The following is a 12387-nucleotide window of genomic DNA, read 5'->3' on the forward strand; positions in this document are numbered from 1 at the left end:
GGAGAAAGGAAACGATGACGCTTGACCTGTCGAAACCGGCGACCGCCGGCTACCTGAGCGGTTTCGGGAACGAATTCGCGACCGAGGCGCTGCCCGGCGCGCTCCCGCACGGCCGCAACTCGCCGCAGCGCGCGCCGTACGGGCTGTATGCGGAGCAACTGTCGGGCACTGCGTTTACCGCGCCGCGCGGCCACAACCGCCGCTCGTGGCTGTACCGCATCCGCCCGGCCGCCGTGCACCGGCCGTTCGAGCCGTATGCGGGCCCGCAGCGGCTCGTGTCGGAATTCGGCGATTCGGCGGACGTGCCGCCAACGCCGCCGAACCAGCTGCGCTGGGATCCGCTGCCGATGCCGGCCGAGCCGACCGATTTCGTCGACGGGCTCGTGACGATGGCCGGCAACGGCTCGGCGGCCGCGATGAACGGCTGCGCGATCCACCTGTACGCGGCGAACCGCTCGATGCAGGACCGCTTCTTCTACAGCGCGGACGGCGAACTGCTGATCGTGCCGCAGCAGGGGCGCCTGTTCATCGCGACCGAATTCGGCCGGGTCGACGTCGAGCCGTTCGAGATCGCGGTGATCCCGCGCGGCGTGCGCTTTTCCGTCGCGCTGCCGGACGGCGATGCGCGCGGCTACATCTGCGAAAACTTCGGCGCGCAACTGCGCCTGCCGGATCTCGGCCCGATCGGTTCGAACGGGCTCGCGAACCCGCGCGACTTCCTGACGCCGCAGGCCGCATACGAAGATCGCGAAGGCGCGTTCGAGCTGATCGCGAAGCTGAACGGCCGCCTGTGGCGCGCGGACATCGGCCATTCGCCGCTCGATGTCGTCGCGTGGCACGGCAACTACGCGCCATACAAATACGACCTGCGCCTGTTCAACACGATCGGCTCGATCAGCTACGACCATCCCGATCCGTCGATCTTCCTCGTGTTGCAGGCGCAGAGCGACACGCCGGGCGTCGACACGATCGACTTCGTGATCTTCCCGCCGCGCTGGCTCGCGGCCGAGGATACGTTCCGCCCGCCGTGGTTCCACCGCAACGTCGCGAGCGAGTTCATGGGGCTCGTGCACGGCGCGTACGACGCAAAGGCCGAAGGCTTCGTGCCGGGCGGCGCGAGCCTGCACAACTGCATGTCGGGCCACGGGCCCGACGCGGACACGTTCGAGAAGGCGTCCGCGAGCGACACGACGAAGCCGCACAAGGTCGACGCGACGATGGCGTTCATGTTCGAGACCCGCACGCTGATCCGGCCGACGCGCTATGCGCTCGACACCGCGCAGCTGCAGGCCGACTACTTCGAATGCTGGCAAGGCATCAAGAAGCACTTCAATCCGGAGCAAAAATGAGCGATACCCAAGACTGGCGCGCGACGCTCGACCCGGCTCGCAAGAGCTGGATCGACACGGCGAACGATCCCGCCTGCGATTTCCCGATCCAGAACCTGCCGTTCGGGATCTTCAGCGATGCGAAGCAGGCGGCGCGTCGTGCGGGCGTGGCGCTCGGCGACCAGATCGTCGATCTCTCGGCACTCGCGCGCGCGGGCCTCGTGACGTTGCCTGCCGGCGCCGATGCATTCGCCGCGCCGACGCTCAACGCATTCGTCGCGCTCGGCCGCGACGCATGGCGCAGCGTGCGCGTGCAACTGTCGGACCTGTTCTCGCGCGACAACGCGAAGCTGCGTGACGATGCTTCGCTGCGCGCGCAGGTGCTCGTCGCGCAGCGCGACGCGACGCTGCATCTGCCGGTCGAGATTCCCGGCTACACCGATTTTTATTCGTCGAAGGAGCATGCGACCAACGTCGGCTCGATGTTCCGCGATCCGAAGAACGCGCTGCTGCCGAACTGGTCGGAGATGCCGATCGGCTACAACGGCCGCGCGTCGTCGGTGGTCGTGAGCGGCACGCCGGTGCGGCGCCCGAGCGGTCAACTGAAGCTGCCCGACCAGGAGCGCCCGGTGTTCGGCGCATGCCGCAAGCTCGACATCGAACTGGAAACGGGCTTCGTCGTCGGGAAGGGCAACGCGCTTGGCGAGCCGATCGCGTGCGAGGACGCGGAAGCGCATATCTTCGGGATGGTGCTGCTGAACGACTGGAGCGCGCGCGACATCCAGCAGTGGGAATACGTGCCGCTCGGCCCGTTCAACGCGAAGACGTTCGCGACGACGATTTCGCCGTGGATCGTCACGCTCGATGCGCTCGAGCCGTTCCGCACCGCGCAGCCCGAGCAATCGCCGCAGCCGCTCGCGTATCTGCAGCACACGGGCAAGCATGCGTTCGACATCGCACTCGAAGTGACGCTGCGCGCCGCAGGCGCGGCCGAAGCGACGTCGATCTGCCGCACGAACTTCAGGCACATGTACTGGACGATGGCGCAGCAGCTCGCGCATCACACGGTGGCGGGCTGCAACACGCGCGTGGGCGACCTGATGGGTTCGGGCACGATCAGCGGGCCGACGAAGGATTCGTTCGGCAGCCTGCTCGAACTGACGTGGAACGGCAAGGAGCCGGTCGCGCTGAACGGCGGCGGCAGCCGGACGTTCATCGAGGACGGCGACGAGCTCACGCTCGCCGGCTGGTGCCAGGGCGACGGCTATCGCGTCGGCTTCGGCACGTGCGCCGGCAAGATCCTGCCGGCGCGGCATGCGTAACGCGTCACGCGCGGGACGTCACGCGTAGTTCGCGCGCGGGGCGGCAAAACGAAACGGCCCGCATCATGCGGGCCGTTGTCGTTTCATCGATGCGTATCAGACCGCGCGTTGCAATGCGGCACGGCGCTCCCACAGCGCGGCGGCGACGAACGCGGCGACACAGACGACCAGCACGCCGACCAGCGCATTGCTGCCCAGCTGCTCCATCAACGCGCCGGCGACCAGCGGGCCGCCGAAGCTCGCGGCGCTCCACGACGCCGACACGAGCGAGCTCGCGGTGACGAGTGCCGCACCGCGGAAGCGTTCGCCGCACGCGACGAGCGACAGCGTGTAGATGCTGCCGGCCGCCGCGCCGAGCACGAACAGCAGCGGCCAGCACAGCCACGGATTCGCGATGACGAACGGCAGCAGCGGCAGGCCGGCCAGCACGATCCAGCCCGCACCGAGGTGCACGCGTTCGCGACCGAGCTTGTCGGCGAGCCAGCCGATCGGGAACTGCATCGCGGTATCGCCGAACAGCATGATCGATGCAAGCAGCACGGCGGTCGCGCTCGCGACGCCGTGATCCATCGCGTAGAGCGGCAACAGCGACAGCGCGAGCGTATCGAACAGCGCGAAGAAGCCGGTGCCGATGATCAGCGCAGGCATGCGCGGCAGTATGTCGAGCCAGCGGCCGTGCGTGTCGTGATGCGCGTCGTCGCCGGCGAGCGGCGCACGGCGGATCGTCGCGAGCGTCGGCAGCGCGAGCAGGAACAGCGCGCCGCACAGCGCGAAGCGGATGCTCGTGGCCCCTGCGATCTGGCTGACGAGCACGGGGCCCGCCATCTGGAACAGCGTGAAATTGGTCGCGTAGATCGCGACGACGCGGCCGCGCGTCGAATCGTCGGCGAGCTGGTTGACCCACGCTTCGCCGATCGTGAACAGCAGCATCAGCGCGGCGCCGCACAGCACGCGCAGCACGCCCCACAGGATCAGGTTCGACGTGAACTGCATCAGCGCGGTGGCGGCCGCGAGCAGCACGACCGACACGACGATCGCGCGGCGCGAGCCGATGTGCCGTGCGAGCGCGGTGACGAACGGTACGATCGCGAGGCCGCCGAGCGCCTGCGCGGCGGTCAGCATGCCGACGACGTTGGTGCCGTGCCCGGCTTCGGTCAGCGCAAGCGCGGTGAGCGGCAGCGTGGCGCCGGTCCCGAGACCGACGACCGCGACGCTCAGGATCAGCGCGAGGAAATCGCGATTAAGAATGGCTTTCATCGGCCGCGATGCTACACCGCGGTTCTTGAAAGGTCCATGAAGGCCATCAGGATCGCATGGAGTTGTGTACGCAACGATTACGGCAGGGTTGTATCACACGTACTCGATCGGCACGGCCACCGGACGGCGTTCAAGCGACGCCGACCACAGCGTGAGCGCGAGCGCGGCGACGGCCATCGCGACGCCGACCCACGGCAGGTTCACGAGCGACACGCCGGAGCCGATCGCCATGCCGCCGAGCCATGCGCCGGTCGCATTGCCGAGGTTGAACGCGCCCTGGTTCAGCGTCGATGCGAGGTTCGGCGCGTCGCTCGCGCGATCGACGATCATGATCTGCAGCGGCGGCACGATCGCGAACGCGAGGATGCCCCACACGAAGATCGTCGCGAGTGCCGCGAACGGCAGGTGCATCGTGCCCGCGAACAGCGCGAGGACGATGCCGATCAGCGTGAGCGTTGCGATCAGCGACGGCATCCGGCGCCAGTCGGCGAGCTTGCCGCCGAGCGTGCCGCCGACCGTCAGGCCCAGACCGAACAGCAGCAGCACGTAGGTGACCTGACGCGGCGAGAAGCCGGTCACGCCTTCGAGGATCGGCGTGATGTACGTGAACACGCTGAACAGGCTCGCGGACGCGAGCACGCTGATGCCGAGCACCATCAGCACCTGCGGGTGCTTCAGCACGCTGAATTCGCGCGTGATGCTGGTGTCGGGCATCGCGAGGTTCTTCGGCAGGCACACCGCGAGCGCGGCGGCTGCGGCGACGCCGATGCCGGTGACGGCCCAGAACGTCGCGCGCCAGCCGAACGCCTGGCCGAGTGCGGTGCCGAGCGGCACGCCGAGCACGTTCGCGAGCGTGAGGCCGGTGAACATCAGCGCGATCGCCTGCGCGCGGCGGTTCGGCGCGACGAGGTTGCTCGCGACGACCGAGCCGATCCCGAAGAATGCGCCATGGCAGAACGCGGTGACGACGCGCGCGGCCATCAGCACCGCATAGCCGGGCGCGATCGCACAGAACAGGTTGCCCGCGATGAACAACCCGATCAGGCCCATCAGCGCGCGCTTGCGCGGCATCTTGGCGGTGACGATCGCGAGGATCGGCGCGCCGATCGTCACGCCGAGCGCGTAACCCGACACGAGCATCCCGGCGGCGGGAATCGACACGCCGAGATCGCGCGCGACATTGGGCAGCAGCCCCATGATCACGAATTCGGTGGTACCGATTCCAAATGCGGCGACGGCAAGGGCGAAAAGAGGTAAGGGCATCGCGGTAGGCTCGGGAAAAGATGCCGCTCGAGCCAGGCGCAGGATGCGCGGGACGGGCGGTCGGTAAGGCGAACGACAGCCGCGATTCTACTTCAGTGAAAACCCCTATGCTTGGGGCCGAAACGGATGTTGCCGGCGTGCGACGGGCGCGTGCGGGAATCGCCCACAGTGTGGGATCCGGCGGCGATTTTCAGCGTTTGAGCGTGTTTGGGGGCAGAACGACGGCGGCGGCCGGGGCGGGCGTCACGCGATGCGTTCGGGCGATCCGTCGGGGAGGGCGTTCGAGGAGACTGCCGCACCGGTCGCCGGCCCGGTTTCCGCGCCCGTCGATGCCGGAGCCGATCCGGCGCCGTCGATCGTCGCGGGAGCGTCCCAGCCGTTCTCGAACAGGCACGCTTCGATCGGCATCCGTGCGGCCCAGCGTTCCGCTTCGAGCATCGGCTTCGCATAGAACGCGTCGACGTGCCCGATGCACAGCACGGCGATCGGTTTCGCGCCGTCGGGCATCCGCAGCAGCGTGCGCAGCGCATCGACGTCGAACAGCGATACCCAGCCCATCCCGAGCCCTTCCGCGCGTGCCGCGAGCCACATGTTCTGGATCGCGCACGCAGCGGACGCCAGATCCATCTCCGGCAGCGTGCGGCGGCCGAACACGTGGCGTTCGCGGCCGTCGGCAAGCGCGACGACCAGCAGCTCGCCGCATTCGCGCACGCCTTCGACCTTCAGCCGCATGAATTCGTCCTGGCGCTCGCCGAGCGCGTCGGCGGTCGCGCGGCGCTCGGCCTCGACCAGCGCGTGGATCGCGGTGCGCAGGGCGGGATCGGTGATGCGGATGAAGCGCCACGGCTGCATGAAACCGACGCTCGGTGCGTGGTGCGCCGCGCGCAGCAAGCGCGAGAGCGCGGCCGGATCGACGGGCGCCGACGTGAAGTGGCGCATGTCGCGCCGTTCGAAAATGGCGCGGTAGACCGCGGCGATGTCGGAGTCGTCGAAACGCATGAGCGGCACAAGCAGGGAAGGACGTCGGCGCAACGATAGCAGACCGCGCGCACGAAACGTTACTTCATTCGAAACAAAGCACGGAATTGTTGACGAAGGCGAGTGCAGTGCGCAGCAGTGGGCACAAGCAAACGATTGCGGGTGCGCTGCCGGCGGTCAAACGAGCCGTTTTTCAGCGGTTTGCCATCACGGCGTTCTGCGGCGTGCCCGCATGCCACGCTTCGACGTTCAGGAGCGTCGTATGCGCGATCTCGGCCAGCGCTTCGCGCGTGAAGAACGCCTGGTGCGACGTGACGATCACGTTCGGGAACGTCAGCAGGCGCGCGAGCACGTCGTCCTGCAGCGGCAGGTCGGAGTGATCCTCGAAGAAGAGTCCGCTTTCCTCCTCGTACACGTCGAGCCCGAGGTGGCCGAGCTGGCCGCTCTTGAGCGAGTCGACGAGCGCCTGCGCGTCGACGAGGCCGCCGCGGCCCGTGTTGATCAGCATCGCGCCGTGCTTCATCCGCGCGAGCGTCCGTTCGTTGATCAGGTGGTGCGTCGACGGCAGCAGCGGGCAGTGCAGGCTGACGATGTCGGCGTGGTGCAGCAATTCGTCGAGCTCGACGTAGCGCGCGCCGAACGCGATCAGCTCGTCGTTGTACGGCGGCACCGAGTGCGCGAGCACGTGCATCCCGAAACCCATCATGATCTTTGCGAACACGCTGCCGATGATGCCGGTGCCGATCACGCCGACGGTCTTGCCGTGCAGGTCGAAGCCGAGCAGGCCGTTCAGCGAGAAATCGCCTTCGCGGGTGCGGGCGACGGCGCGCGGCAGGCGGCGGTTGAGTGCGAGGATCAGCGCGACCGCATGTTCGGCGACCGCGTGCGGCGAGTAGGCGGGCACGCGCACGACCGTGATGCCGAGCCGCTCGGCGGCCGCCAGGTCGACATGGTTGAAGCCCGCCGAGCGCAGCGCGATCAGGCGCGTGCCGCCGTCGGCGAGCCGCTCGAGCACGGCTGCGTCGACGGTGTCGTTGACGAACGGGCAGACGACGTCATAGCCGTGCGCGAGGATCGCGGTTTCCGCGTCGAGGTGCGACGGCTGGAAGTGCAGCCGATAGCCGAACTGCCGGTTGGCGGCGGTAAACGAATCGTCGTCGTACTGCCGGCTGCTGAACAGGATCACGCGCACGCTGCACCTCCGAAGGCTGACGCGCGCAGTTTACTGCAGCCCCGTGACGATGTCGGACCGTTCGGGCCCGCGCGCCGGCCGCATGAAGCCGTAATCCGTTCGCTCGCGGGCGGTTTGTGCGCTGAAGTGGTCGAGCGCATGCTCGACGAAGCTGCGCGTGCGGGCCGGTACGTACTGGCGGTTCGGGTAGACGAGCGACAGCTGCGCGTCCGGATCGTCGATCCGGTAGCCGGCCATCAGCCGCACGAGCGTGCCGTTGTTGAGCGCGTCGGCCACGCAGGGCTCGGGCAGCACCGCGATGCCGGCGCCGGCCACTGCCGCCGCCTGGACGAGCGCGAGCTGGTTGACCGTGCAGGCCGGGCGCACCGTGACCGAATGGGCGACGCCGTCGTGGCCGACCAGTTGCCACGTGGGCGCGTGCTGGTGCGGCGCGAGCGTGACCCAGTCGTGGCCCGGCAGGTCGTCGGGCACGCGCGGCTCGCCGCGGCGGCCGAGGTAGGCGGGCGCCGCGCATGCGACCAGCGGGTGCGGCGCGAGCGCATGGCCGACCAGCGTCGGATTGCCGTCGAGCCGGTTGCCCGTGACGATGCCGACGTCGTAGCCGGAATCGAGCAGGTCGAGCGGCCCCTCGGCGACGGTCAGCTGCACGCGCAACTCGGGGTAGCGGTGCCGGAAGCTGCTGATGAGCGGCGTCAGCGCCAGCGGCGACAGCAGGCCCGACGCGACGACGCGCAGTGTGCCGGCCGGTTCGCGCACGGCATGTGCGACGGACGATTCGAGGTGGTCGAATTCCTCGAGCAGCGCGCGGCACCCGTCGAGGTAGCGGACGCCGGCCTCGGTGAGCGACAGGTTGCGCGTGGTGCGGTGGATCAGCCGGGTGTTCAGGTGGCCCTCGAGCATCGCGATCGAACGCGTGACGAGTGCATTGGACACGCCGAGATGGTGCGCCGCGCGCCGGAAGCTTTGCTGCTCGGCGACGCAGACGAATACACGCATGGTCTGAATCTGGTTCATGGCTTGCGTATTTCTGGCCCGATTGATTGATTTTGATTGTGATTTTTCGCCGTACAACGTCGAAAGCGCATCGCACGGCCCCCAGTTCTCCCTCGTATCGAAAAATCGAATTTCGATTCCGTAGACAATTGTTCAATACAGAGCCGATACTCGTCAACCTGCGAAAACGGGCGGGTTGCGGAAAATTTAAATCGCGGGTACCGGTATAACGTTGCGACGCAGCAAGAACCGGTCATCCAAAACCGGCGCGCTATTGGAATATTTGTCGAGATGACGAATATTTCTTATGTTAATCAATCGGTTGGGCGTGATTCGAGCCTACCTTGAAAGCTAATTTCAGGAGTCGATCCCCAATACATGCCGAAATGGTGGATCTTTTTTCCACGTTCGGATTTTGTGTATCGCATTTCGTTCCGTGATTTTTATCAGGTAGCCGGTCTATTCCATTCGAAGTGCGATTCACGTTGAACCGCAGGCTTCGGCGAATCGTCGCGATATTGGTGGAGAAAATCGCGGGTGTGGAACCCGAATGGAACCGTTTCACAACCGGCGCGCATCCTTTTTCATTGAGGCAGGTCATTGCGCGACAGGTGCGCGGCCGGCTGGCCCGGTCCGGCGACCGGGCCACCGTCGCGCTGTCCGGACGTGCGTGCCTCTTGCGCGAGGCTGCGGAACGCGGAATGATCGATCAGTTAGCCATACAGTGCCGCGGGCGTCCGTGCACTTCCTTTCCTCACCCTTTTTCCAGCCATGTCCATCGATTACTCGCCGATCCCCTGTCCCGTCGTCGTGCCGCTCGACGCGATCCTGCCCGAAGAACCGCTGCTGATGATGGGGGCCGGCCCGGTTCCGATCCCGGCCGCCGTCGCCAAGGCGAACACGGTCGTGATCAACCACCTCGGCGCGACGATGGCAAAGATCATCGAGCAGGTGAAGGAGATGGGGCGCTACGTGTTCCAGACCCGCACGAAGTGGGTGCTCGGCGTCGCGGGCCCCGGCTCGGCCGCGATGGAAATGGCGATCTCGAACCTCGCATGGCGCGGCACGCGCGTGCTGTCGATCCGCAACGGCTTCTTCAGCGCACGGATGGCCGAGATGGCCACGCGCGTCGGTGCCGAGGTCGCGACGCTCGAAGTGGCCGATCGCGCGGTCGCGAGCCTCGACGAGATCGCCGACGCGATCGCCCGCGAGCGGCCCGAGATCGTCACGATCGTGCAGGGCGAGACGTCGAACACCGTGTGGAACCGCGACCTGCGCGACATCGCGGCGCTCGCGAAGGCGGCCGGCGCGCTGGTGGTCGTCGATGCGGTGTGCACGCTGTCGACGATGCCGCTCGAAATGGATGCGTGGGGCATCGACGCGGTGATCACCGGCGGCCAGAAGGGGCTGTCGTCGATCCCGGGCGTGTCGCTGATCGCGTTCTCCGATGCCGCGTGGGAACGGATGAAGACCCGTCCCGAACCGAATGCGCACTGGTGCCTCGACATGGCGCTCGCGGAGAACTTCTGGCACAACGCCGGCTATCACTACACGGCGCCGGTGTCGGGCGTGCTCGCGCTGCACGAGGCGCTGCGGCTCGTCTGCGCGGAGACGCTCGAAAGCCGCTTCGCGCGCCACCTGCGCTGCTCGCTCGCGCTGCAGGCAGGCGTCGAGTCGATGGGGCTCAAGCTTTATGCGCCGAAGGACTGCCGGCTCAATTCGGTGGTCGGGATCGAAACGCCGGAAGGGCTCACGCCCGGGATGGTCTGCGGCCACATCTCGAAGCAGTACCAGGTCGAGATCTCGGGCTCGTTCGGGTTGCCGATCGTGCGGATCGGGCAGATGGGCGAGCAGTGCCGCGAACACAACCTGTTCCGCACGCTGCATGCGTTCGGTCGCACGATGGTCGACCTGAAGGTGCCGGTCGACCTGCCGGCCGGCGTCGCGGCGCTCGAACAGGAGCTGTCGCGGCGCGGCACGTAAGCGGGAAAACGACGAAAGCGGCCGCGCTCAGCGGCCCTGCATCGCGCGCCGGTACGTATTCGGCGTCGTGCCGTGCGCATCGCGAAAGCGATGGCTGAAGTGGCCGGCGTTCGCGTAGCCGCAGTCGGCCGCGATCTGTGCGAGCGGCAGCGCCGTCGTGCGCAACAGCTCGCGCGCCCGCGCGAGCCGTTGCTCGGCCACCCACGCGTGCGGCGCGCGGCCGAACGACAGCCGGAACATCCGCGAGAAATGGTATTCGGACAGCGCGGCGACCTCGGCGAGTTCGCCGAGCGTCAGCGGCTGCGTGAGATACGTGTCGATGTAGTCGCGCACGCGGCGGCGCACGGCCGGCGCGAGCCCGCCGCGGAACGACGTGTCGGTGCGCGTGGTGCTCTGCCCGCGCAGCAGCAGGCTCAGCACCTCGTGCGCGGTTTCATTTACGCGCAGCCGCTCGTCGGCATCGTCCCAGCCGTCCACCGCGAGCGAGCGCAGCAGCGACGCGACGCGCGCATCCTCGAAATAGGTGCGGTCGGCGAGCTTCAGCTCGCGCGGCTCGCGATCGAGTTCGCGGATCGCGCGCTGCGTGAAGTGTTCGGGCAGGAAATACAGGTGGATGAAGTGCATCTCGCCGCGCACCCACCAACGCGATTCATGGTCGCCCGGCAGCGCGCACAGCAGGCTCGGCGCGCCGTAGCGCGGCACGCGCTGACGCTCGGTCCGGTAGCCGCCGTCGAGGTAGCACGACAGCGTGTGGTGGCCGGGCTGCTCGTAGACCGTCTCGCTTTCGTCGGTGATCCGCGTCCATTCGGCGATCGCCAGATGGTCGCCGAGCCATGCGAAGCGCTCGAGCGTCGCGTTCGCTTCGGCCAGCGTGCGGCAGACCGACTGCAGGCCGAACGGCAGATCGCCGCCGGCCAGGGCGGCGGCACGGTCGACGGGCGGGGCGGAGAGGGAGACGCTCATGATGCGCCGAGTATAAGCGGGCACGCGGCGCCGCGTGCGGCGTCCCCGAAAAGACCGCAATTCCGGACAATCGGCCCGCGCCGCGCGGCGGCATAGTCGGGATCCCGATTCACCCGATTTTCCGGATTGCCGCCATGAACCTGTCGCTTTATTTCGTCACCGTGCTGATCTGGGGCACCACCTGGATCGCGATCAAGTGGCAGCTCGGCTCGGTGCCGCCGCCCGTGTCGATCGCGTGGCGCTTCTGGCTCGCGGCCGTCGTGCTGTTCGCGTTGCTGCGCGTGATGCGCCGGCCGGTCCGCCCGCCGCGCGAAGCGTGGCGCTTTCTCGTCGCGCAGGGCTTCGCGCTGTTCTGCCTGAATTTCCTGTGTTTCTACTACGCGGAGCAGGTCGTGCCGAGCGGGCTCGTCGCGGTGATCTTCTCGACCGCGCCGCTCCTGAACTCGATCAACGGCCGGCTGTTCATGGGCCGCCCGCTACGGCCGTCGGCGATCGCCGGCGCATTGCTCGGGCTGGCCGGCATCGCATGCCTGTTCTGGCAGCAGATGGCCGGCCATCTCGACGACCATGCGACCTGGACGGGGCTTGCGATCGCGTTTGCCGGCACGATGTGCTTCTCGATCGGCAACCTGCTGTCGAGCCGGATGCAGTCGATGGGCCTGCACCCGCTCGTGACCAACGGCTGGGCGATGCTGATCGGCGCGGCGATCCTGACCGTCGGCAGCGTGGTGGCCGGGATGCCGTTCACGCTCGACACGAGCCCGCGCTATCTCGGCGCGCTCGTGTACCTGGCCGTGCCGGGCTCGGTGATCGGCTTCACCGCGTACCTGACGCTCGTCGGGCGGATCGGGCCGGAGCGCGCCGCGTACTGCACGGTGCTGTTCCCGATCGTCGCGCTGGCCGTGTCGACGGTGTTCGAGGGCTACCAGTGGTCGCCGCTCGCGGTGATCGGGCTGTTGCTCGTGGTGGCCGGCAACCTGGTGGCGTTCGACCTGACGCGCCGGCTGTTCCTGCGGACGGCGGCCTGAGCGCCTCTGCGGCCTGTCGGCCAACGGATAAAAAAACGCCCGCGCGATGCGGGCGTTTTCTTTTGGCGGGGCGGCGGCGC

At 67.8% G+C, this 12387-nt stretch carries 10 protein-coding genes; 4 read left to right on the forward strand and 6 right to left on the reverse strand.

Annotation, left to right across the window (positions count from 1 at the left end; genetic code table 11):
* The first annotated feature begins 14 nt into the window (after window positions 1-14).
* Both hmgA and fahA read left to right on the forward strand, forming a co-directional pair.
* On the forward strand, window positions 15-1349 hold the full coding sequence (hmgA, locus tag AC5LXK_RS03880) for a homogentisate 1,2-dioxygenase (protein ID WP_493390387.1): 1335 nt from the start codon (window positions 15-17) through the stop codon (window positions 1347-1349).
* Window positions 1346-2650: a fumarylacetoacetase gene (fahA, locus tag AC5LXK_RS03885; protein WP_493390388.1), complete on the forward strand. Its 1305-nt coding sequence runs from the start codon at window positions 1346-1348 to the stop codon at window positions 2648-2650. The genes hmgA and fahA overlap by 4 nt, the downstream gene beginning before the upstream one ends.
* 96 nt (window positions 2651-2746) lie before the next feature.
* Here the strand turns inward: fahA and AC5LXK_RS03890 are convergent, their stop codons facing one another.
* The 5 genes from AC5LXK_RS03890 to AC5LXK_RS03910 all read right to left on the reverse strand — a co-directional run bounded on the left by AC5LXK_RS03890 (window position 2747) and on the right by AC5LXK_RS03910 (window position 8354).
* Window positions 2747-3907 (reverse strand): MFS transporter, encoded by a 1161-nt coding sequence (locus AC5LXK_RS03890; protein WP_493390389.1) that lies wholly within the window; start codon window positions 3905-3907, stop codon window positions 2747-2749.
* A 93-nt stretch (window positions 3908-4000) separates the two neighbouring features.
* Window positions 4001-5170 (reverse strand): MFS transporter, encoded by a 1170-nt coding sequence (locus AC5LXK_RS03895; RefSeq protein ID WP_493390390.1) that lies wholly within the window; start codon window positions 5168-5170, stop codon window positions 4001-4003.
* A 243-nt stretch (window positions 5171-5413) separates the two neighbouring features.
* Window positions 5414-6169: a 5,6-dimethylbenzimidazole synthase gene (bluB, locus tag AC5LXK_RS03900; protein ID WP_493390391.1), complete on the reverse strand. Its 756-nt coding sequence runs from the start codon at window positions 6167-6169 to the stop codon at window positions 5414-5416.
* A 172-nt stretch (window positions 6170-6341) separates the two neighbouring features.
* Window positions 6342-7340, reverse strand: coding sequence for a 2-hydroxyacid dehydrogenase (locus tag AC5LXK_RS03905; RefSeq protein ID WP_493390392.1), 999 nt, complete (start codon window positions 7338-7340; stop codon window positions 6342-6344).
* Window positions 7341-7370: 30 nt separating this feature from the next.
* Window positions 7371-8354, reverse strand: a complete 984-nt coding sequence (locus AC5LXK_RS03910) for a LysR family transcriptional regulator (protein WP_493390393.1) — start codon at window positions 8352-8354, stop codon at window positions 7371-7373.
* A 750-nt stretch (window positions 8355-9104) separates the two neighbouring features.
* Here AC5LXK_RS03910 and AC5LXK_RS03915 point away from each other — a divergent pair.
* Entirely contained in the window at window positions 9105-10316 is a 1212-nt protein-coding gene (locus AC5LXK_RS03915; RefSeq protein WP_493390394.1) for a pyridoxal-phosphate-dependent aminotransferase family protein, read from the forward strand.
* A 27-nt stretch (window positions 10317-10343) separates the two neighbouring features.
* Here the strand turns inward: AC5LXK_RS03915 and AC5LXK_RS03920 are convergent, their stop codons facing one another.
* Complete coding sequence (locus AC5LXK_RS03920) at window positions 10344-11279, reverse strand: helix-turn-helix domain-containing protein (protein WP_493390395.1); 936 nt, start codon at window positions 11277-11279, stop codon at window positions 10344-10346.
* A 134-nt stretch (window positions 11280-11413) separates the two neighbouring features.
* Between AC5LXK_RS03920 and AC5LXK_RS03925 the strand changes: the two genes are divergently transcribed.
* The gene (locus AC5LXK_RS03925; RefSeq protein ID WP_493390396.1) at window positions 11414-12307 is read left to right on the forward strand and encodes a DMT family transporter; all 894 of its coding nucleotides are present in this window, start codon (window positions 11414-11416) and stop codon (window positions 12305-12307) included.
* Window positions 12308-12387: the final 80 nt, after the last annotated feature.

The organism is Burkholderia pulmonis (assembly GCF_984667975.1).

Excerpts from the sequence above, each read along its gene's own strand:
- AC5LXK_RS03920 (WP_493390395.1), bottom strand. The coding sequence starts at position 11,279 with ATGAGCGTCTCCCTCTCCGCCCCGCCCGTCGACCGTGCCGCCGCCCTG.
- AC5LXK_RS03895 (WP_493390390.1), bottom strand. The coding sequence starts at position 5,170 with ATGCCCTTACCTCTTTTCGCCCTTGCCGTCGCCGCATTTGGAATCGGT.
- bluB (WP_493390391.1), bottom strand. The coding sequence starts at position 6,169 with ATGCGTTTCGACGACTCCGACATCGCCGCGGTCTACCGCGCCATTTTC.
- AC5LXK_RS03925 (WP_493390396.1), top strand. The coding sequence starts at position 11,414 with ATGAACCTGTCGCTTTATTTCGTCACCGTGCTGATCTGGGGCACCACC.
- AC5LXK_RS03915 (WP_493390394.1), top strand. The coding sequence starts at position 9,105 with ATGTCCATCGATTACTCGCCGATCCCCTGTCCCGTCGTCGTGCCGCTC.
- AC5LXK_RS03890 (WP_493390389.1), bottom strand. The coding sequence starts at position 3,907 with ATGAAAGCCATTCTTAATCGCGATTTCCTCGCGCTGATCCTGAGCGTC.
- hmgA (WP_493390387.1), top strand. The coding sequence starts at position 15 with ATGACGCTTGACCTGTCGAAACCGGCGACCGCCGGCTACCTGAGCGGT.
- fahA (WP_493390388.1), top strand. The coding sequence starts at position 1,346 with ATGAGCGATACCCAAGACTGGCGCGCGACGCTCGACCCGGCTCGCAAG.
- AC5LXK_RS03910 (WP_493390393.1), bottom strand. The coding sequence starts at position 8,354 with ATGAACCAGATTCAGACCATGCGTGTATTCGTCTGCGTCGCCGAGCAG.